The 22540-nt window shown below is 51.7% G+C and carries 15 protein-coding genes and 1 pseudogene; 9 read left to right on the top strand and 7 right to left on the bottom strand.

Annotated elements, in window-relative coordinates:
- Both AACZ40_RS18140 and AACZ40_RS18135 read left to right on the top strand, forming a co-directional pair.
- The coding region (locus AACZ40_RS18140) for a GNAT family N-acetyltransferase (RefSeq protein ID WP_339675306.1) at positions 1–500 on the top strand (500 nt) is incomplete at its 5' end.
- Positions 501–754: 254 nt separating this feature from the next.
- Entirely contained in the window at positions 755–1093 is a 339-nt protein-coding gene (locus AACZ40_RS18135) for a hypothetical protein (protein WP_291176022.1), read from the top strand.
- Positions 1094–1212: 119 nt separating this feature from the next.
- On the opposite strand, the gene AACZ40_RS18130 is transcribed toward AACZ40_RS18135, so the two are convergent.
- Positions 1213–2739 carry an FAD-dependent oxidoreductase gene (locus tag AACZ40_RS18130; RefSeq protein WP_291176021.1) on the bottom strand — a complete coding sequence of 509 codons (1527 nt, stop codon included), beginning with the start codon at positions 2737–2739 and terminating at the stop codon, positions 1213–1215.
- A 328-nt stretch (positions 2740–3067) separates the two neighbouring features.
- Here AACZ40_RS18130 and AACZ40_RS18125 point away from each other — a divergent pair, with 328 nt between their 5' ends.
- Positions 3068–4336 carry a hypothetical protein gene (locus AACZ40_RS18125; protein WP_291176019.1) on the top strand — a complete coding sequence of 423 codons (1269 nt, stop codon included), beginning with the start codon at positions 3068–3070 and terminating at the stop codon, positions 4334–4336.
- Between the two features lie 579 nt (positions 4337–4915).
- On the opposite strand, the gene AACZ40_RS18120 is transcribed toward AACZ40_RS18125, so the two are convergent.
- On the bottom strand, positions 4916–6121 hold the full coding sequence (locus AACZ40_RS18120) for a hypothetical protein (RefSeq protein ID WP_291176017.1): 1206 nt from the start codon (positions 6119–6121) through the stop codon (positions 4916–4918).
- 440 nt (positions 6122–6561) lie between these two features.
- On the opposite strand from AACZ40_RS18120, the gene AACZ40_RS18115 reads away from it, so the two are divergent.
- From AACZ40_RS18115 to AACZ40_RS18095, 5 genes are all read left to right on the top strand, one after another.
- Positions 6562–8955, top strand: a complete 2394-nt coding sequence (locus tag AACZ40_RS18115; RefSeq protein WP_291176016.1) for a PSD1 and planctomycete cytochrome C domain-containing protein — start codon at positions 6562–6564, stop codon at positions 8953–8955.
- A 48-nt stretch (positions 8956–9003) separates the two neighbouring features.
- The gene (locus AACZ40_RS18110; RefSeq protein ID WP_291176014.1) at positions 9004–10362 is read left to right on the top strand and encodes a DUF1501 domain-containing protein; all 1359 of its coding nucleotides are present in this window, start codon (positions 9004–9006) and stop codon (positions 10360–10362) included.
- Between the two features lie 88 nt (positions 10363–10450).
- On the top strand, positions 10451–11836 hold the full coding sequence (locus AACZ40_RS18105; protein WP_291176012.1) for a sulfatase-like hydrolase/transferase: 1386 nt from the start codon (positions 10451–10453) through the stop codon (positions 11834–11836).
- Between the two features lie 35 nt (positions 11837–11871).
- Positions 11872–12492 carry a DUF502 domain-containing protein gene (locus tag AACZ40_RS18100; protein WP_291176011.1) on the top strand — a complete coding sequence of 207 codons (621 nt, stop codon included), beginning with the start codon at positions 11872–11874 and terminating at the stop codon, positions 12490–12492.
- Positions 12493–12593: 101 nt separating this feature from the next.
- Positions 12594–13499 (top strand): metallophosphoesterase, encoded by a 906-nt coding sequence (locus tag AACZ40_RS18095; RefSeq protein WP_291176009.1) that lies wholly within the window; start codon positions 12594–12596, stop codon positions 13497–13499.
- Between the two features lie 27 nt (positions 13500–13526).
- On the opposite strand, the gene AACZ40_RS18090 is transcribed toward AACZ40_RS18095, so the two are convergent.
- The 5 genes from AACZ40_RS18090 to AACZ40_RS18070 form a co-directional block, all read right to left on the bottom strand.
- Entirely contained in the window at positions 13527–14858 is a 1332-nt protein-coding gene (locus AACZ40_RS18090; RefSeq protein WP_291176007.1) for a Trx7/PDZ domain-containing (seleno)protein, read from the bottom strand.
- A gap of 58 nt (positions 14859–14916) precedes the next feature.
- Positions 14917–17235 carry an alkaline phosphatase D family protein gene (locus AACZ40_RS18085; RefSeq protein ID WP_291176005.1) on the bottom strand — a complete coding sequence of 773 codons (2319 nt, stop codon included), beginning with the start codon at positions 17233–17235 and terminating at the stop codon, positions 14917–14919.
- Positions 17236–17376: 141 nt separating this feature from the next.
- On the bottom strand, positions 17377–19482 hold the full coding sequence (locus AACZ40_RS18080; protein ID WP_291176003.1) for an acetylxylan esterase: 2106 nt from the start codon (positions 19480–19482) through the stop codon (positions 17377–17379).
- Positions 19483–19624: 142 nt separating this feature from the next.
- Positions 19625–20674, bottom strand: a complete 1050-nt coding sequence (locus tag AACZ40_RS18075) for an agmatine deiminase family protein (protein WP_291176001.1) — start codon at positions 20672–20674, stop codon at positions 19625–19627.
- Positions 20671–21567 (bottom strand): carbon-nitrogen hydrolase, encoded by an 897-nt coding sequence (locus AACZ40_RS18070; protein WP_291175999.1) that lies wholly within the window; start codon positions 21565–21567, stop codon positions 20671–20673. The genes AACZ40_RS18075 and AACZ40_RS18070 overlap by 4 nt, the downstream gene beginning before the upstream one ends.
- A gap of 332 nt (positions 21568–21899) precedes the next feature.
- On the opposite strand from AACZ40_RS18070, the pseudogene AACZ40_RS18065 reads away from it, so the two are divergent.
- Positions 21900–22540: pseudogene (locus AACZ40_RS18065) on the top strand (NAD-dependent malic enzyme); the annotation flags it as partial.

Raw genomic sequence — 22540 nt, 5'->3', positions numbered from 1 at the left:
GAGCACGTAAACAACACCCCCAACCCTCAATTTATAGCTTGACAAAGCACTATGCTGCCCTGTATGCCGTTGCCTCGGACCCCCTTCTCTGGGAACAGCATCCCGTCCGCACACGATACCAGGAACCGGTATTTCAAAAACTGTTTCAGAAATCGCTGGAGTCCGGCGGTGCCTTAGTCGCGATTGATAACAGTACAGAAACCATTATCGGCTCCTCACGTTTTAACGGATATGACCCGGACGCGTCTGAAATTGAGATCGGCTGGAGCTTCCTGGCCCGTTCCCACTGGGGCGGCCGCTATAATCGCGAAATGAAACATCTCATGCTGCAGCACGCTTTTCGCTTTGTCGATTCCGTGATCTTCCTCATCGGCCCTGGCAATATCCGCTCCCAGCGTGCCATGGAAAAAATCGGTGCCCACCGCGATGGCAGCCGCTTCGACCAGGCGGGATGCGAAGACTGGCTGTATCGTATCCGCGCCACAGATTTCATTGTGTAAACTACTATAAAACCAGCTGAACTGACGCTCTCTCCCGTATTCTTAAAATTTACAAACATAATCATATTAATGGTTGCTTATGCATCCAGTTGAGCTATACTCAAGGCCACATAAACCATCTATTTATGTCAAATCTGAAGCTAAAGACAGCTGATCTTCATTCTGTTTATTTTCATTCGAAATAAATAACACAGAATTAATTATATGAATCCTGCAGGCACATCAAATCCATTCTCCATTAATGAAGGTACGTCATGCTCTCCCGTGTATGCCTGCTGCTGGGTTCGTTACTGTCCGGACCGATCACTCTCTCCCTGGGCCTGTTTGCTTTTCTGATCGCGATTTTGTTTTTGACACATCAGGAGATCCAGATCGACGTTGAAGGAGTCCCCCTGACGCCGATGAATAAAAACATGCAGCCGATGTCTGCCGAAATGCGTGAGTTACTTTACCTGTCGGGACAGACCGGGTGGAAAAAAGATCCTGAGACCAAAGCCCGCGTCATGGAATTAAGCAATTCAATAGAGGGAAAAACAGACATCCACAATAGTTTGGAGAAACCTGTTCAAGCGGCACCCCTGTCGCACGAATAACTCAGTCTACGTCGAAGATCCGACAGAATACCTGAAGCGATGATGTCCGTTATAGCGATATGCAGGTACTGCCGTGAATCCACCGTTTAGATCTCTGTTTCCTGTCACTCAGACATTGTTCACTCCCTGTTTTGATTTAATTCCCTCCCCAGCAGTTCCCCCACCAGTCGACCGCTGGTAATCGCCCACGCGATATGCAGTCCGTGGCCCCACAGGATCTGGCCTCCCATGCCGTTACTGCCGATCGCATATAAGCCGGGAATGGGCTGCCCGCGTTCATCCAGTGCCTGCAGTCCCGCGTTAATCGCCACGCCCCCTTCCGTTGTTGTGAAATACGATTTCGCCGGCCCCAGTAACACCCAGCGTTTCCCGGTCAGCGGGCATTCATCATCGGTGCGACCAAACGCGTCAGACTGTGCCCCGGTAACATACTGGTTGAACTGCTGCACTGTTTCTTTCAAATTTACTGCATTGATCCCCCGCTGTGCTGCGACTGTTTCCAGCGAATCCCCGGCCACACTCACATCCGGGCGGAGCCTGAGATAATCGTCCACATAAGCATATGCAATTTTCGGCGCAGTCGAAATAAAGTAGGGCCACTGGCTGTAAAACGCGGCAATTCGTTCGTCTAACAGAATATAAGCCGCTTTTCCTGGCTGCTCGGAAATCGCAATCTCGCGTGCCGGCGAATCGGTCTCATTACAGAAACGCTGTCCTTCTGCATTGACCAGGATCGCACCATCGTCGAACAGCGAATTCTCCGGATGCTGCCACGTCAACAGCAGACGTTTGATCCGCAAGTTGATGATCGCCTGCGGAAGCAGAGGCACCAGTCGTCCCAGCAGTTTTGCGAAGAGCCCCCTGGTCGGCAGCAGTTGTTCAAATGGATCTCCGGGCGGCGGGACAAACCGCAGTTCCGGCCCGTACGTGATGTCCATATTCAGCAGTTGAGCCCCCGCCCGCTCTGCCAGCAGATGTCCGTCGCCACACGCCTTGGGGTTCACACCCTCAATCGTTTTAAACCGATCTCCCTTGAATCGCCCGATCATCTCCGGTGCACTGGAATAATCGCCGGCTGCGAGAACCACCCCCCGTTTCGCAGTGATCGAAGTCCGGGTCCCCTCGATTTCCGCGACGACTCCCGTAATCCGCGTTCCGTCAGACACCAGTTCCACCACCGGCGCACTGCAGACAATTGTCCCCTTGAGCCGAATGATCTTTGCCTGGAACGCGGCAATATACGCTTTCGCGTTCGGCACAATATTATGCATGCGCGGTACCCGGTTCGGCGGTTCCGGATTGGGGCCATGAAAAGTCAGCCCCATGCCCCGCAGCCATTCCAGCGTCTCCGCGGTCTCCCCCAGGAAAAACCGCCTCAGCTCACTGTTGTTGTGCGCTTCCACTTCCACAGCCGCAAACTTGCCGGCGTCTTCCTCATGATCGTCCGCGTTATCATTCACACCGACAGCACTCTGCAGACTCGTTCTATTTGCGGTAAACGAACCGATGGCCATCCCCGTCGTACCCCCCAGCTGGGACTGCTTCTCCAGCACCAGCACGCGTGCTCCCTGCTCCAGTGCCCGCACCGCCGCCGCCAGTCCACTGCCGCCACCGCCCACAATAATCACGTCGTATGTTGTTATCACGCTGTTCACTCTCTGTCAGAACGCGCCAGGGTAGGAATCAGATCACAATCCTATCAGAACAGCACATCACATCAATCAGGTAAACCTTAGCGATTAAGACTTTATCAGGCCCAGCAACCAATAGTCTGGCGTTTGTCTCTCTCCCACGCCGAAAGAATCTTAAGGTTGTTGACTCCGCTTTCAATCCCACTACTACACCCGAAACAACAAAATTACGCCTTGAAAAATAGGGTTTGCGTTAAAAAAACCCTCTTGGTAATCTGCCTCACTTGGTAGATTTCTTGGTAAATTTATTGTTTTTTGATATCGGGAATAGTGGGAGATTGTGATGATAGACGTGAGAGTTAAAAACACAGGAACCTTTGATCCAAAAACTAATTTGTGGCGAATTAAGGGTAAGCGAATCCATAAAAGTGTTCGCCAGTTGAGCATAATGTATGGGATTGAAATCCCACCCACCAAGAGAGATTCACTACCTTACTGGCGGCGATACCTTCAGGAGCTAGAAGAATCTAATATCTCAGCCAGACGAGCCGCTAGTCCTCTCCAGAGTCGTATTAGATCAATTGAGCGGATAATTGAGCATCTGACAGCACAGGGACGACCTGTGGACGATATGGGGCTTCTCTTGGATGATGCTATCAATACTCCAGTGTGGAGTGATGAGCCAGACATCCATGTATTGCACCCTGACGCAAAATGGCAGGCTGAATTAAATGGTGTCGCCAATGATGAACTGGCCATTCGAACTTTGAATTCCAAAGTTTTTGAATCATCAACAAAAATAACTCATGGCAGATTATCAAAGGAAATTGAGTCTCACATGTCTCGATTGAAAACGGGACCACATGGACCCAAACAATCATGTGATTTATTTTTTTCGATCACTGGTGATATCGACGTGAAAAAAATCAATGTCTCACATTACAGGGAATATATTGAACGTGTGAAAGAAAACGACAACTGGAATGAGAGAACAAAATATAACAGAGAAGTTGAACTGAGGAGTTTACTATCTGGCATCGAAGCGGACCACAATTTGACGTTTGGTTTTTTGCGTAGGAAATTGCATTACAAAAAACCAGAGGGACAAAAAATTCAATACAGTTTCGAGCAAGTTAAAACTGCTCTAAAACATGCTACTGGCAATGTGAGAACATCTTTGTTGTTGGGGCTTAATTGTGGTTTTTACTGGAGTGATATTACTGCATTATCTCCTGACATAATCCAAGACGATTACATCATTGCAGGACGAGTTAAAAATCAGAATAAATCAAAACTTGTTGGTACATGGAAGCTGTGGAGTGAAACAAAAAATTGTCTTGAATATCTTGTACCGATGCCGCATCAACAAAAATTGATTAAAGAATTCAAAGCATTTAAAGACGAACATGGACTACCATCACACAAGGCGTTAAGAAAAACTGTTGCTCAGGAAATCCAAGATTTAGTAGGAGAAGAAGAATCAAGGTTGTACCGTTGTGAGAAAGCATCTGGCACACATGGTAGTCATTACATTGTCAATTACACGCCTGAGCAAGTTAAAAAATTAGACAAAGCGTTGGTTATAGTGGCAAAAAAATATGGAATCAAGTAAACGAAAATAAGGCAAGTCCCAGAAGTCCCAAGTGTTAAATTAAATACTTGGGGCTTTTTTCATGGTCACTGTCAGGTCACTTATAAATTACACATGTGTCACTCGCGAGTGACTCTAAATAATTTCATTGTGAATTCAATGTGAATCAAGTGTGACTCTGATTTAACCAAGTGACTTTCGGCTTGGTTTTTTAAGAGTGATTTTTTGCTCAAGCAAACCCTGCTTCCACATTAAGAATAGCTGACGTAAAAAAGCGGTTTGCGTCAAACCCTGCTCTCTCGCATGTTCTTGAATTTCCGACTTCATTTCAGACGGCATTTCCAAATGTATGTGTGATTTTCCCATGATGATAGATATTGTTTTTATTGATTAAAATTTTGATTGGGATTTGATTGGAGAACGTCCAGAAAATGATGGGATAAATCTACGCACTACCCAACGTGGATTCCCATCTCAAATTATCTCACACAATTTGACGGCATAAGGGGTATGCCTGAATTTTGCATCGATAACAGGTACATGTTGCCGTCTCGACCGACACATAGACTCTCAGATTTATATACGGTATACCCCTTTGTTTTATATCGCCTGAAATGCACGATGCTTTACCACACGACAATTGAAGACATCTAATAACCTATTCAGTTGCTTGCCATTGATTATTAAGGGCTTGTCAGTCGCTCCTAATAAGCGACCCCGAAACCCCACGTAATACAATTTTTGTAAATCAGGAGAGGGTCTCAGGTGTCTGTCTATCTGTTCATCAATATCGCCAATATAGCTGTAATACTTGAGTGCTAAATTCTCCTGTTTACCTGTTGTTTTTAAAGGGGTAAAAAATATGCCGCAAGTCGTTGTGTGGGCTGTGTTTAGGATGGATTTTACGTCAATGGAATAAGCAGAACAACTCACTATAACTCTAATAGCTCTCGTTAGCTGATTTGTGAGTGTTTTTATCACCTTTTTTTGTGTGATAAAATCAGATGTTTCATACTTGGGAACATCATTTCCAAACACAGATTTGCACCATAAATGCCAAACTTGCTTTCGTCCTGATAATGGTCTCTTATTAGTTTCCAATTCACCGTTAAAATATCTCGTTTGTTCTATGTCCTGTTTTGACCTGCCCCAAAAATCGCCAAGTGTTTTTGTTATTAGTTTAAGACGTGCTAATTCTGGCAGTGGGAGAAAATGAGGGTCTCCAGTCGCCTTCATAACGTAATCACATATCCTGCTAATGTTATCCCGACTTCGATCATGGATAACCTTACACTCACACTTGGGACGACCACCAGCTTTTATAATCCATGTGTTAATCAATCTGGATAATTGTCTGGATGATAAATTAACATCAGTGAAAGCAATAAAATCATAATGTATGTCATCTCTCTGGGATGCCGAATTACTTTTTGTTATGTGCATTTTTGCCAAGAAGCAAATTTTAACTTTATGATTGTACTCGTAATTTCTTCTGGAGTTATTGAACTGTTTAAAAAATTGCGACCATTGAATTTTTGTCTTCAATGGATTCATTATGTTACCTTTGAAGATCGTGAAGTTATCATCTAGTTCACAGAGACGAAATTCAGCACATCTGGCATACTCTTGAGACAAAGCGACATGTGATTGTCTGGAATGAAAAAATGATTTATGTTTTTGTCTTCGCCCATTGATAAAAGTCGGATTTTTTTTGGTGGAGTAGGTTCGGGGCTTGGCTTGCGACCAGAGATATTCAGATTGATTTTTTGCATTGAAACTACTATTATAATTTGTGTTAATCGACATTTGCGGTGTCCGTTTAATTTTGTAATTTTGAAATTTTTGAAGCCCCTGTCATCCATCTGGCAGGGGTTTCATTTTTTATAACATATCATAGTGTTACTAAATGTGATTCTTGTATGTCCTACTCTCATTAGATCCTGCGGATTGCAAGACATGCCCCCTGCGGGGGGCATATCAAATAGTGATTAAGATGCCTTACGGCGTGATCTCTCCCATATCATGTTCACTATCTTCATGCTGACATTCATTTTCTTGGTAGTTTTTCTTGGTAATTTTGTACCATTTCAGTGTCAATTACCCAAAAATCATGTTAAAAACAAGCTGTTTTTTGAGGCAATTTAAGTTGTTGACTTAAACGCATCAACCAAGTATGATCTATCCTTGTTCACTAGACCTTACCTGAACGCGTACGACTTCTCCTACCTGCATAGAATCTGTCGGCCATGCGTAAGCTCACCACCTTGATCTCTGCCACCTGCTGGTTTCTCGCGATCGCGTTCTGCCCGGTTTCTCCTGCCTTCTCCGAAAGTCCAACCGCACAGAAACCCGTACACGCGAAGATGAATCCCGCTCAGCGGGCCTTTTTTGAAAACAGGATTCGTCCTGTACTCGTCAAAAAATGCTACTCCTGCCATTCTGCGAAATCGGAAGAGCTGGGCGGCAAACTGCGGATGGATACACGCGACGGCATGCGCGAAGGAGGCGAGTCAGGGCCGGCCTTTGTGGAGGGGCGTCCCAATGAAAGCCTGTTGATCCAGGCACTCCGCTACGACGGACTGGAGATGCCTCCCAACGAACCACTGCCGGAAGCAGTGATCACCGACTTCGTCAAATGGGTGGAAATGGGAGTCCCCGACCCGCGTGACGAGGCACCTCTCATCGCGAAAAAACCGAATACGGTGTCCGCATCCGCCGATCCCGCACTCTGGTCTTTTCAACCGATCACAAATCCCGAACTCCCCGCCGTTCAGAATCAGCACTGGGGTGTTGACCCGCTCGATCAGTTCGTGCTTGCCCGCATCGAAGCCGCCCGCCTGAAGCCCACATACGACGCAACACCCATGCAGTTGGTCAGACGATTATATTATGACCTGATCGGCCTGCCTCCTACGATGGAACAGACCGAAGCCTTTCTGGACGACTATCAGCGTCGTCAGCAGGCGGCGGTAAAAACGCTGGTCGATGAACTCCTCGCTTCTCCGCATTTCGGTGAACGCTGGGGTCGGCACTGGCTCGATGTGGCCCGATACGGTGAATCGAATGGCAACGATGGTCTCAGCCGCAACCCGACTTTCCCCCATGCCTGGCGGTACCGTGACTATGTCATCCAGGCCTTCAATAACGATCTCCCCTACGACCGCTTCCTGACCGAACAGATCGCAGGAGACCTGCTCCCTGCTGAAACACCCGCTGACCGCGACCGACTGCTGATCGCCACCGGTTTTCTGGCCCTCGGTTCCAAACCTGCCAAAGCCATGAACGTCAACTTTGATATGGATGTGATCAACGACCAGATCGATGTCGTCAGCACGGGCGTGATGGGTCTCAGCGTCGCCTGTGCCCGCTGTCACGATCACAAACACGATCCCATTCCCACCAGCGACTACTACGCCATGGCGGGAATTTTTCTCAGTACCGATACCATGTGGGGTGCCGCCGGTCATCAACCCTTAACCGCACCGGAAACACCCCTGCATGTCCTGAAAGCGAAGCACCACTATGTCGCGCCGCCGGACAGTGGAGCGAAACCGGTAATGAATGAACGCGTTCAATCGAGAAAAAAGAAACCCAAATACGTCTATCCCGAGGGGACTCCCCTGGCGATGGGCGTGCGCGAAAAGAAAAAGCCCACGGACTGCAAAATCAACATCAAAGGGGAATCCAAAAAACTGGGACCCAGTGTGCCCCGCGGCTTCCTCACTGCCTGCAATATGACAACTTCGCCAAAAATCACAGCTTCACAAAGTGGCCGCCTGCAACTGGCAAAATGGCTTACGGCAGATGATCATCCACAGACCGCGCGCGTGATGGTCAATCGCATCTGGCTGCATCTGTTCGGGCAGGCCCTCGTCCGCACACCCGATGATTTCGGCGTCTACGGCGAACGCCCCACGCATCCCGAACTGCTCGATCACCTGGCAACCCGCTTTCGCAGCGAAGGCTGGTCGATCAAGCAACTGATTCGCAGTATCGTTCTCAGTCGCACCTATCAGCAGAGCAGCTTCTGCGAAGCCGACGTGCTTGACGCCGACCCGGAAAACAGGCTCCTCTGTCGTCACAATCGACGCCGACTCGATGCCGAATCCCTCAGGGACAGCATCCTCGCAGCCAGCGGTCAGCTCAACCCGAACCCCGGACTGGGATCGTCGATCGCCAATGTAGACGAACTCGTCAATACCGCGGGTAACCTGCACCTGCCTTCGAACCATCGCAGCATTTATCTCTGTATGCTGCGCCATTCCGAACCGGCCCAGTTGGCCGCCTTCGATCTGCCCGATTCCACGAAACCGGTCGGCCAGCGCAACGAAACCACACTGCCCACACAAAGCCTGTTTCTGCTGAACAGCGATTTTCTGATCGAACAGTCACAGGCTTTCGCCCGGAATGTCCTGACCGATCCAAAATTGACTGAAACGGAACGTATCAACCTGGTCTATGAGCGGGCTTTTAATCGTGTCCCCGAATCGTTTGAAGTGCAACGAACGCTGACGCTGCTGCAGGATCTCGATCAGGGTCTGAAAACAGAGATATCACAAACAGCACAGAGACGGCTCATCGCCTGGTCCACACTCTGCCAGGCATTACTGACCACCAGCGAATTTCGCTACGTTGATTAAGAATTGAACCTACAAAGAAATCACGATCACAGTCAGAGGAATGACCTCATGCTCGGAATATCACGACGCGAAATGTTACGTTCGGCCTCCTGCGGCTTCGGCTACCTGGCACTCTCCGCACTGTGTGGTCAGAAATCGGGCGCCAGTGATTCTGCGGTAACTCCCAGTCTGTCTGCCCGTGCCCCGCAACTTCCTGCCCGCGCCAAACGTGTGATTTTCCTCTGCATGAGCGGAGGCCCCGCCCAGCTGGATACTTTTGATTATAAACCGCAGACCGGCAAAAAAAAGCATCCCGGCTCGGTCTTCAATTTCTCACAGCACGGCGAAAGTGGACTCTGGATTTCTGAACTGCTCCCCGAAACCGCGAAACACGCCGACAAACTCTGTGTCCTGAACGGCATGCACGCCGACATCACCAACCACGCGCAATCATTTCTGCAGCTACACACCGGCGATCGTCTGCGGCCCCGCCCCAGCCTGGGTTCCTGGGTGCTGTATGGCCTGGGAACCGAAAACCAGAATGTCCCCGGTTTTATCAGTCTGTACCCGAAAAAGCCATCCGTTTACTCCAGTGCGTTTCTACCTCCCGTTTATGAAGGCACCCCGATCGGCCTCAACACAACCAATATGTCCACCGCCACGATCGGTAACATTCAAAGCGATCACCTGCCTGCGCACGTCAAACGCCGCCAGCTTGACTTCGTACAGGCGATGAATCGTGAACATGCTACCCTGCGTCCCGATGACAGCCGTCTCGACGCCGTTATCCAGTCCATGGAACTCGGCTTTCGCATGCAGATGGCCGCCCCCGAACTGCTCGATCTGAGCCAGGAAAGCAAATCGACTCTCGAACGTTATCGCGTCGGTCAGGGGAAAACCGTGGGAACCTGCAAAGACTCTGACTTCGGTCGCCAGTGTCTGCTGGCGCGTCGCTTCGCCGAGGCAGGCGTGCGCTTCATAGAAGTCAATCATGGCAGCTGGGATCAACATAAAAATCATCGTGCCGACCTGACGGCGAACTGTAAAGCCACGGACGCCCCGATCGCCGCCCTGCTCGAAGATCTTGAACAACGGGGCCTGCTCGAGGAAACACTGGTGGTCTGGGGAGGAGAATTCGGTCGCCCCGGTCTTGTTCCCGAAAACAAGAAAGATGAGACCGGACACAATGCCCGGGGCTTCACCTTCTGGATGGCCGGCGGTGGCATCAAACGCGGCCTGGCTTATGGCAAAACCGATCCGACAGGTGCCCGGGCCATTGAAGGTAAAGTCCATTTTCGCGATCTACATGCTACGATTCTGCATCAACTGGGACTGCAGCATGACAGGCTGACCTTCCACCAGGGGAACCGTGAATTCCGACTGACGGGCACAGAAGGTGGCAACGTCGTGCATGACATCATTGCCTGACAGTCGCTTTTCATGCACAATAGTGAGTGACCATGCTACGAACCTCTTTCGTCCTCTGGTTGATTTCACTCACTCTGGCAGGAATTCGATGTTAAATACACCCCGTCGCTCTATTCTCATGTTGGTTTTCGCTCTGTTCGCATTCTGCTCTCCCTTGCAGGCAGCGGAACGGCCCAACGTGCTGATTATTTTCACCGACGATCAGGGCATCAACGATGTCGGCTGTTACGGCAGTGAAATCCCAACCCCCCACATAGATCAACTGGCGAAAGAGGGATTGCTGTTTCGCCAGTACTATTCCGCTTCCGCAATCTGCACGCCTTCCCGCTTCGGAATCCTGACGGGCCGCAATCCGACACGCTCGCAAGATCAACTGCTGGGCGCATTGATGTTTATGAGCGATATCGATCAGCAGCGCGGCATTCAACCCGGCGAAACCACCATCGGCGAGGTCCTGCAGCAGAACGGCTACCGGACCGCACTGATCGGCAAATGGCATCTGGGGCATGGCACGGAATCCTTTCTGCCCACCGCGCATGGTTTTGACCTGTTTCGCGGACATACCGGCGGCTGCATCGATTACTTCACGATGACCTATGGCAATATCCCCGACTGGTATCACAACCAGCGTCATGTCTCCGAGAATGGCTACGCTACCGATCTCATCACCGAAGAAGCAGAACACTTTCTGAAAGATCAGCAGACGACAGATAAACCGTTCTTTCTGTTCCTGTCCTACAATGCGCCCCATTTCGGCAAAGGCTGGTCCCCCGGCGATCAGAGCCCCGTGAATATCATGCAGGCCCGCGGTGATGATTTAAAACGGGTTGGAACCATCAAAGATAAAGTCCGTCGCGAGTTCGCCGCCATGACGGTTGCCCTCGATGATGGCATCGGACGCGTCATGACTTCACTGAAAAATAACGGTCTGGATCAGAATACGCTGGTTATTTTCATGACCGATCACGGCGGCGACTATGTTTATGGCGGCAATAATCAGCCTTTTCGCGGTGCCAAGGCGACACTGTTTGAAGGTGGTATTCGTGTGCCCTGCATCATCCGCTGGCCGGGAAAAATCAAAGCAGCAACGGAAACAAATGAAGTCGCCTGGGCCCTGGACCTGTTCCCGACCATCTGTCATTTCGCCAATGTGGAAACAGGGGGGCTCACCCTGGATGGAAAAGACATCTCCGGACTCCTGACCGGCCAGACACCCGTCGGTAGCAGGGAACTGTACTGGCAACTCGGCTCCCACGCCGAACTGAAACGGGGACGCTGGTCTGCGTTAAGGCAGGGAGACTGGAAATACATCGAAGATGCTGCCGGCGAAGAATTTCTGTTCGATCTCAAAACCGATCCCCACGAAAAACAGAACCTGATTCAAACCCAGGCTGCGAAACGGACAGAACTCCAGAAACGCCGTGATGCGCTTGTGAAAACACTGACGCCTCAGGCAGAATCAACCAATCCCTGAACTCACAACTATTTTTGCAGCAAAGACGATCCGACATGTCACAGCACGTTATAAAAAGTTTCGGCTTCCTGAAAACCACCGCGATCGGCGGTCTGATCTTTCTGTTACCCCTAATTGTGATAGGTGCGCTCGTCGGACAGATCGTACCCATCGTGCTCTCCATCGCCACGTTCCTCTCCGAGTACATTCCCGTGAAAACGCCTGCCGGCATCACCCTGCTGATTGGCCTCGCACTGGGTATCGTGCTGCTGATGTGTTTTGCCGCCGGCCTGGTGGCCCGCTGGTCGATCGGGAGAAGCCTGTCCCGATTGATTGAGAAGAACCTGATCCTGCTCTTCCCCCGCTACGCCATCTACCGCGAGCAACTGAAAGGCAGTATCGGCGGCGATCACAACAGACCGGAGATGCTGCCCGTTCTCGTTCGCCTGGATGACATGACCCGCATCGCCTTTGAAGCCGAACGCACGAACGATAAGCTGGTCTCTGTTTATCTGCCCGGTTCCCCGGATCCCTGGTCCGGCTGGGTTGTTTTCATGTCGCCTGATCGCGTCGAACGACTGGATATCCCTTTCTCGGAAGCACTGGGAATCTGCGAACGCATGGGCCGCGAATCACTGTATCTGCTCGAACCAACATCCACACTCACCCAAAATTAACTCAAGTTTCGGTTTCACACAGTGGACCCGTTGTTTACGATAATAAAAGCAAATTGCTGAATTCATCCTGCCCGAAATCATCCAATACAGGGAGTCCTGCCATGCCCGTCCATCTACCCGCGCAGAATCGACGTCAGTTCCTTTTCACTTTGGGAGCCGGCTTTGTCACCTGTTCCAGTGGCCTGCTGGCAAAGGAACAGAGCGATCAGCAATCTGATATCGTCTATATATTGAATGATACCCACATCGGCGAAAAGCATCCCGCGAACTCTCCCATCCCCACCCATCTGCGGGAGATCGTCGGTGAACTGGTGGAACTTCCTCAAAAACCCGCGTGCGTTCTGATTAACGGTGATCTGGCCCTGCGCGATGGTCAACCCGGCGATTATAAACACTTCGCCAGACTGATTCAGCCACTGCAGGAAGCCAGAATTGATACACACCTCACACTGGGCAATCACGATGAACGCGATGTCTTTTATGAAGTGATGCAGGAACAGAGACCCGCTGCGCTTCCTGTTAAGTCGCGACATATCTCCGTCGTGCAGACAAAGTACGCCAACTTCTTCCTGCTCGATTCACTGCACAAAACGATGGTCACCCAGGGTACGCTCGGGAAAGAACAACGTATCTGGCTGGCCGACGCACTCGACGCGCATGCGGACAAACCGGCCATCATCGTCACCCATCATAACCCGCGACTGGGCGGTGACCCGGTCCATTTCCCGGGCGGACTGACTGATTCGGAAGCACTCTGGGAATTACTCGTCGCGCGGCCGCAGGTCAAAGCCTACATCCACGGGCACATTCATCATCGCAGCAATGCCGCGCACAAAGGCATCCACATTATCAATACGCCGGCCACTTCCTATGTCGCCAATCCCGATCATTCTACTACAGGCTGGACCGTTGCGCAGCTCACGCCTACAGGAGTTACCTTAACCACGCGCACGAATATCGAAGACCACGCCTGGAACCGACAGACAAAAACGCTGACCTGGCGATGAACCCGTCAGACGAGTGAGCGTGAGAACTTATTCCTGGCGGGGCAGATACATTTCCAGCTGTTTCCCGTCACGCAGCACCGTCACCGGAACCGATTCGCCCGGCTTCAATTCGTTCACTCCATACGCCAGCAGATCAGTCTCTCGCTTCAGATCTTTTCTGCCATTGTAGGAAAGGATCAGATCCCCTTTCCGGAAACCAGCCTTCTTTGCCGCTGCATGCGCACCGTACTGACCCAGGTGTTTGATGCGGAGCGTCATGTCAGGTGATGCCATTGTCAGTCCGATCTGTTTGCGTTCCTCCCGCGTCGCTTCTTCCAGTACAGCTCCCCCCAGCACCATACGCCTCAAAGGCCAGCTGCTCACGCGCCAGGAAAGATCATCCTTGCGTCTCCAGCCTTTGGGGAGATCAATCGTCAGATCAAGTTCCTGCCCGCCGCGATTGACGCGGGCCGCCAGCTGATCTGTCTGTTTCGCATGCTGCAGCACCCACTGGATGTCGGCAATCGAAAGTAACGGCTGACCTTCCAGAGTGATAATATGCTCTCCCGGCTTAAAACCGGCCTGTGCAGCGATGGAACCGGCAGCGACTTTCTGCACTGTCGCTTTTTCCTGCGGGTCGAGAATGAGCCCCAGTATTTTGGGATGCGGGTAAGAAAACAGAATCTGATCAGGCAACGGTTTTTGATCGCGTAGATAATAATCGCGCTGGGCATCGCCAATCTGGTGGCAGTGGATACAGCTTTTCACAATGTTCTGCTTCTCGTTGATTCGCGAGTTATATTTACCTGCCAGCAACGGAAACTTTTCCGGCGAGGCAACCAGAGGCTTTGTCCCCCGTTTTCCCGCCAGCGAAGCTTTTACACTCTCATAGTTCTTATGCAGTTCCAGAGCGCCTGCAATGGCTTTTCGCAAACCGGTGATGGAAACATCTTCCGACCACATCGTGCGGTGTGATCGCGTTCCAAATCGCCCGTAAATTGTCCGGTCAGGATTCAACATGAATACGGCGAACGACTGATCGTAGTCAAATTGAAACAGCGAGAGGTCCAGGCCGTTGGTGGAAATCAGACGCACGCGGACAAACTGATCCATCAGCGGCTTGAGACTCTGATCCTGCTCCATCAGCTGTTCATCCAGCTTCACACATTCTTCGCAGGGAATACAGCGCAGAACAACCAGCAGTGGCTTATTCGACTTTGTTGCCTCCTGGAAGCCCTGCTCCAGATCATTATAGATCCAGTAACCGGTTGACTCCACATGTGCACGATCCTGTTTGACTTTCTCTTCACGCGTCTGCGCAAAAGAAACGGAAGTAAACTGAACCAACAGGGCAGCTGTTACCGCAAAACATTTCCACATCGCTCCATCTCCTGACACCGGCGGGTTAAAAAAGAGAAGTCAAATTCGCAGAATCTGTTTACTGAATCAGATTATCGCCACCATTTTCTTTCTGGTGAATCGTCACAGGCCAGCCGGGGAACTGATTCGCCGTTTTCCCGTCGGTCGCATCCACCAGGAAGCGGAAACTGTTCAGGGTATACGTTTTCTTTTCAGGATCTATCAGCACCAGTCCGAACCCGCTCCCCTTTTGATGGGCCAGATCGTAACGATTCTTTTCAGAAGCCGGTTCCGGATTCCCCACAGCGTAGACATACACTTTATTCCCGAAACCATCGATGAATTCACCTGTATTTGCCAGTCCATGCTGCGGACGGTTTTCGTGAGGCATCCCCACTTCATCGGGCCGCCACCAGCGCGGATAACCGGCTGAGATCGCAGGCGTACAGAATGACCAGCAACTGTCCCGCTGTGCGTCGGATCCATACTGTGACAGCGATGTCAAATGCTGATCCCCGTTGATGTGTAACGGCATTCCCTTTCGGATGATCTGGACCGTACGGTTCCGGGCGGTCTGAGGCCAGCTGCCACAATCCAGGTCGGCTTTCAGATAACCATCATAGCCGCCATGATGTGTGGCGACGCCGGCAAACACGGTCTGGCTGAAGAGGACTTTAATATTGTGTGCCCGCCAGTCATCACACCAGCGTTCGAGGAATTTTTCCTGGCGCTCACCCAATAGAACCAGTCCTGGTTTATCAAGAACCGACGTATCAAAGTTGGGATCCATTACATGGTCGGCCCGGCCGCTGCCCGTTTCCACATGCTCGGGACCGCTCTTGAACTGTCGGTCGGCAATGATGGCAAAACTTACGCCACCATACACCATATCGCCATAGTAGACGCTGATATTCTGCTTGCAGGGAGTCGGATCAGCATAATCAGGATGATGCGCGGTACACGTCTTGTGAACGACATTCACCATCCGCGCCGGTTCCCGATAGCCACCGGCTGAAGATGTGGTGCCCTCTTTCATCTTGGCACCGCCCTCACCCCAGAGATTTCCGTGGAACACGTCATGGTCATCGGGAAGGCAGATGACAGGACGATCCCGCATCGCTTCACCAAAGGCCCAGCCGTACATGTAGAACTTACGCAGGTAATTCAGAATCGCCGGTGCCGCAGGATCGCGAATCAGGCCAAAACCGCCATGATCTTCATACAGCTGATCGCCAGAAAAGTAGAGCAGATCCGGATCGACTTTCAGCAGATTGTTTGCCACAGGCTCATAGGGAAACCCGTAATCCTTCTGGCAGGTCAGCGCTCCCAGTTTCAACGGACGTCCTTCCGGATTCGCCCGGATGATGCCGGTTCGCTCGGCGGGCACTTCGGTTCCATCGGTCAGTTTTTCCCGGTAAACCAGTTTGAAAGGCGTTGCCTCTTTCTCATTCCAGTTGGGAACACGGAAGGTCGCCGTCCATGCGTCGGTATCCAGGGCGGCGGTTCCCAGGGACTTCCAGTCGTCGGCCTGTTTGATGAACAATTCCACGTCCTTGTTGTCCTGCTCACCCAGAGGACCGGTCAGAGCCGTGATCTTCATCACGAAACCATCGTCGCTGCGCGAATCACTGAGTGAGTACTGCGACCATAAAATGGGACCGAATTTGTGTTCGGGAGTGACAGTAAACGCATCGCCTGTCACCGACCAGTCGCTGAAACGGTAGCGGGCACCGATCTTTCGATTGAAGCGGGGATCGAAATTGCTGACCACCGCCACATTGCCCAGCAGCGCCTGGGGAGGAAAGGTCTGCGTCAGCGTCCCCAGCGGCTTATCCGACTCGGGGCTGGATACGATTAAGGTCAGTGAATACTTTTCCCCCTCCGGTTTGCCGATCAAGGTCAGCACACAGTTTTTCATGTCCGCTGGTTGCGTCAGTTTCTGCTGTTTGTTGCCCAGCACCATTTCGCCGGCAACAACGCCGGCCTTGATGCCCCCTTTGGCAAAGCAGTTGCTGCGGTATTCGTTAATATCGCTTTTCACTCCCACTCGAAACCCAACGCCACCATCCTGCTGTTTGACTTCATGCTGACTCACATGTACGGACATCCTGAACGGTGCCTCGGGATTCGTCAGCTGATGTGTGACCAGTTGAATGTTACGGCTGCCTCCGGTCGACAGGCATTCGGCGGCTCCCTCTTTAATCCGCCAGTCCTCCATCGGATTGGCCCAGAATTCTTCGCCCAGCCAGACCCGGTCGTGTGTTTTTTTCCAGCGTCCTGCGACAGAACCTGCCACTGTTTTCTCATCTGCCTGCAGGACTCCTGGTTTTTTGAAGCCCAGAAATGTCGTTCCCGCAGCAAACAGTTTCAAAGCCATCCGTCGAGTCAGCGATTGCATCTAAAATTCTCCCATTGAGCGCAAGTTCTGCAATTAATTAATAATAAGACCGGAACAGCCATTATTAAGGGCGCAGCAGGCATTGTCCAGCGAGACTCATGGTGAGAGACCTGTTTAAGGTTGTTAAGACAGGGTCCCGATTTACTTCTGAGACGCCAGTTCAGCAGTCACACTTGCCGGTTGAGTGACCTGGACTTTCTCACGGCCCGCCAGTTGAAGCAGGTTCGGCAGATCATAAACCTTGAGTGCGCCGTGCACCGTGTTGATCAACTGATTCTGCGTTTCCGGTGTTTTTACCACGTCTCCCCAGGAAGCGATCATCTGGCTCAGATTCACTTTTGAGAACAGTCCCGGTTCCAGAGCCGCTGCATGCAGGGCCGGGATCGCCGTTTCACCAATGGCCGTCAATACCACAGGCTGCGTTTTCTGCTCTGACTGATATTCCGACAGGAACCGTGCTGCTACCAGAATGTCTTCCGCACGCAGTTTGACCATCGACTCACCCAGCAGATACGCGACCGCGCACTCATGATAGTTCGGCCCGAGCAGTCCATGCGACCACCCAATCCGCCGATTATTCTGCCGCGATGTTTCACCGATACAGCGGACATCTACCGCAAGGACAACGTCTCCCTGCTTTACCAACTGCTCAATCGCAGCGCCTGCTTTCGCTTCGGCCTGTTTGCCACCACCGTGCAGATATAAAACACGGTCCCCCGTGGGAGACTCCGGCAGAAACAGCAGTGCCGGCAGAGGAGTGGCATGATCGGGCGTGATGACCAGCTTCTGGATCTGATAACCGTCGCGCGAGATGCTGCCTGCTGTTTTCAATCCGGGATGCGGCAGTGAACCGAGTGGCTGAATCCCGGAGACCACACGCACTTTTTCCCGTGCAGTACTTAAATCTGTTGAGTTCCAGAAAGCAGCCCGCTCTTCCGCCAGCCGCTGATTCAATTCCTCATTGACGGCAAACAGCGAACGTTCGCCCGCGTCGAGCAGAATCTGTCCCGATTGCGAGCACTGCAGTTCTTCGTCCGTAAAGACCCGCTGATCCGCCACTTCAAAAATGGGATTCTCTTTGTTCAACAGCCAGCGGTTCATCCAGCGAGCCGCTCCCTCACGCAATTTGATTGTGAAACCATGGGGGGCATCTGCTTCAATAATCCCCACACGTTCTGCATAACCCATCCGCGTATAAAAGCGTTTGGCCTCGCGAAACAGTTCCCAGGTACCGTCAATTTTAAAAGTACTGTCATGTGTGCCCGCACAGATCAGCGTCGGCCTGGGAGCACGCATCAGTGTATAGTCGGAGATATCCATGCCATAGGCGAGCTGGCCGAAGATATTCTGCTCGCCATCCTGGGGACCATTGAAATCAATGAGATAACGATACATGGTCGAATAACAGACCGGCGCCGCCGCCTGCACCCGTTCATCCAGCGCCATGATGTAACTCGTCAGCGTTCCGCCACCGGAATTCCCGGTGCAGCCAATCCGCTTCGCATCGATCTCCGGACGACTCACCAGGTAATCAATACTCCGCATCCCGTCCCAGATCCGATACCGGGCCGCATTGCTGCCTAAGGGAATCGAACTGACCGAAAACAGTGTATGCTCGGCAGTACAATAATACTGCACCCGCGGATGCGGCGGTCGGTAGCGACTCCCTCCTGCAAAAAATTCGTTCGGCTCTTCAGACAGCACCTGGTACCGCTCTCCCTGGCCGATGGGATCGTAACACAGCGCTGCCATTCCGTTTTTTGCCAGCAGAATACAGGCCCGCTGATACGCGGCGGCAGCCTTGCCGTTATGACTGTGACCACAGGGAACCAGAACACCCGGGTACGGAGGCTTGCTGTCAGGCAGATACAGATTCGCCGTCACATGATGACCGGGCCAGCTTTCGTAGATCACGTTTTCCACGCGGAAGCCATCCCCCTTCAGTTTTCCGATCACGCGGGGATTCAACGGCGTCCGTTCCGGAAACCCGCCGAGCTGCGTTTGAAAGAAATCTTTCATCCGCTTCTGGTAGGCTTCACAGTCTTCAGGCGTTTTAATGTTTTCGTAGACCTCTTTCCGTTTCGCGAACGCTTCATGCGCTCGCTTTTGCAAAGCCTGATAGACCAGACCGGACTCGGCTGCTGTACCTTCCAGCGGTGGCAGAACTGTCAAATCCTCCGCTGCAGGGGCACTCAGAGAAACGAGAGACAGAAAACCAGACAGCGTCAAAGCAAGCAGGCGTTTCATAGTGGCGACCTTATGAACGGGAGGGCAAACTGGAGCTTAATTCACGGTGGGTTCAGCTGAAAAGCAGGTAATTAAACGTTCTTAATTATCATACCTGGGTGCCTGTCTGAACTCAATCATAGATCGTGAATCATACGATTGATTACACTGCAGCCGTAATCTCATGGCTCAGGCAATGCAGCGTGCCCAGCCCCCAGACCAGATCGACCGCGTGAATGCCGATCACGCGGCGGTCAGGAAACAGCTCACTGAGAATACCCAAAGCGATCGCGTCGTTAGGATCATTAAACGTCGGCATCAGCACGCAGCCATTCGTCACCAGAAAATTGACATAGCTGGCCGGCAGACGTAAATCTTCGAAATCAAGTCGACCGGGCATGGGCATTTCTACCACGTTCAGTTTGCTGCCATCTTCCAGGCGGGCACTTTTCAGACGTTCTAAATTCCGTGCCAGGCGGCGATGATTGACATCTTTTTTGTTCGGCTCTACACAGGCGACGACCGTCGTCGGATTCACAAAGCGGCAGATGTCGTCCACGTGGCCGTGGGTATCATCACCTTCGATGCCGTCCCCCAGCCAGATCACATTCGATACGCCCAGGTATTCTTTAAAGATGGCAGCATAATCTTCTTTTGTGAAATCGGGATTGCGGACCTGCGTCTTTTGATCGAGCAGACATTCTTCTGTCGTAATCATAGTTCCCCGACCATTGACTTCAATCGCGCCCCCTTCCAGGACCACCGGACGTCCCTGGTAGCAGACTTCCGTAACGGGAAACTTGAGCGATTTCGCAACCGCTGATGGCACCTGCCAGTCCAGACGATGATTGGGATATTTCGCCCAGCCATTAAAGCGGAACTGCAGTGCTTCGCGTTTGCCGTCACTCCGCTGTACGACAATCGGCCCCGAATCACGCATCCAGCTGCGGTTCGTATTCTGCTGAATAAATTTGACCTGCTTCGTATTTGCGTGTGCCTGCTCCAGCATCGTCGTGACTTTCTGCTGCTGTTCGTCATTTTTCACGATCAACAGCACACGTTCGAACTCGGCCACCTTGCGGATCAGTTCAATGAACGCCCACTTGATGACTTCGTACTTGCCAGGCCAGTCATTGCCGTTATGAGGAAACGCCAGCAGCGTCGCCTGGTGCGGTTCCCATTCTGCGGGCAGTCTGCGTGTGATCTCACTCATTGAGAGGCATCATCATGATAGAGTTTGAGAATATTGCCATAGGCGTCGATGCGGCGGTCACGCAGGAACGGCCAGTTCTGTCGGACCTCCGCCATCTCGTCCAGGTTGACCTCGGCAATCAGAATCTCTTCCTGGTCGTGCGATGCCTGAGCAATGATTTCACCCTGGGGGCCGCAGATGAAGGAAGCGCCCCAGAATTCCAGACCCGGCTGTTCCGGTTCGGGCTGTTCAAAACCGACGCGGTTGACGGCTGCCACGAAGGTTCCATTGGCAATCGCGTGACTCCGCTGAATCGTCATCCAGGAATCGTGCTGCTTCACCCCATACTCGGCTTTTTCATGGGGATGCCAGCCGATGGCCGTCGGGTAGACCAGCACATTCGCGCCGCTTAACGCGGTAATCCGCGCCCCTTCCGGAAACCACTGGTCCCAACAGATCAGCGTGCCGATTTTCCCGAAACGAGTCTGAATGGCTTTGAACCCCAGGTCGCCCGGTGTGAAATAAAACTTCTCGTAGAAACAGGGGTCATCGGGAATATGCATCTTGCGATACAGGCCCGCTTCGCTGCCGTCCGCGTCAATCACGTAAGCACTGTTATGGTACAGGCCTTCGGTTCGCTTCTCGAAAAACGGGACAATGATCACCACCCCCAGCTCTTCCGCCAGCTTGCTGAAAGCAGTGAACGATTTGTCATACAGCGGTTCGGCGAACTCGAAATACTTTGTCGTCTCTTTCTGACAGAAATAAAACGAACTGTAGAGCTCAGGCAGGCAAATGACCTGTCCCCCCTGACCGGCGGCGGTGCGGACCCAGTCGAGGCACTTGATCAGATTCTCATCGGGAGTCCCGTTCAGCGAGACCTGCACCAGAGCAATATTAAATTGACGCGACATAATGAAAGCGTTCCAGAAACATGAATAAACTGTGAAGACCCAATTGAACAATTACCATAAAGGCAGATCATTCACTGGGTGCTGATATGTACGAAATCTGATAGTGAGTTGCAAGTCGTGCCTCACCCACTTCCCGCGTTTCCCGGCAAATGATGAGACGACTTCTCCACTCAAACTCCAGCTTACAGGATTCCTGACAGTTTCTTAAGAGTAACATCGACAGACTCACCACTTTTACACTATTCTATGCCAGATACAGGAAGTACCTTTCGGATCAGGAATTCCGTATCACTTCCTCACCCACGACTCTTCACATCGGGATTGAATTTGACATGAACACAGGACGTACGACAGAAGAATTTTCAATCGAAAAACGCGGCACCCTGCTCGTGGAAGACCCCCTGTTGAACAAAGGGACCGCTTTTACAACCGAGGAGCGTATCCAGCACGGCTTACTTGGGCTCCTGCCCCCGCATGTAGATACCCTGGAAGAGCAGGTCGAACGCGCTTACGAAGCCTTTTGTGACTTCAATGAACCGATTAACAAACACATCTATCTCAGACAGCTCCAGGACGAGAACGAAACACTTTTTTACCGCCTCATGCTGGCACATATCACTGAGATGATGGCCATCATTTATACGCCCGTTGTGGGCCTGGCGTGTGAACGTTTCAGCCATATTTATCGACGTCCCCGCGGAATTTTCATTTCCTACCCCGAACGCGATTCCATGGATGCGATTCTGGAGAATATCGAACGGGATATCGACGTGATTGTCGTCACAGACGGGGAACGCATCCTGGGCCTGGGCGATCAGGGAGTCGGCGGTATGGGGATTCCGATCGGCAAATTATCCCTGTACACCCTGTGTGGCGGGGTTGCTCCGGAAAAAACACTCCCCATCGTCCTGGATCTGGGGACCAACAACCAGGAACGCCTGGACGATCCCCGCTACATCGGCTGGCGGGAAAA

Origin of the sequence: uncultured Gimesia sp., assembly GCF_963972345.1 — a bacterium.
Taxonomy (GTDB): Bacteria; Planctomycetota; Planctomycetia; order Planctomycetales; family Planctomycetaceae; genus Gimesia.
The sequence above is the reverse complement of the archived record's forward strand: the minus strand, read 5'-3'. Positions and strand labels throughout refer to the sequence as shown.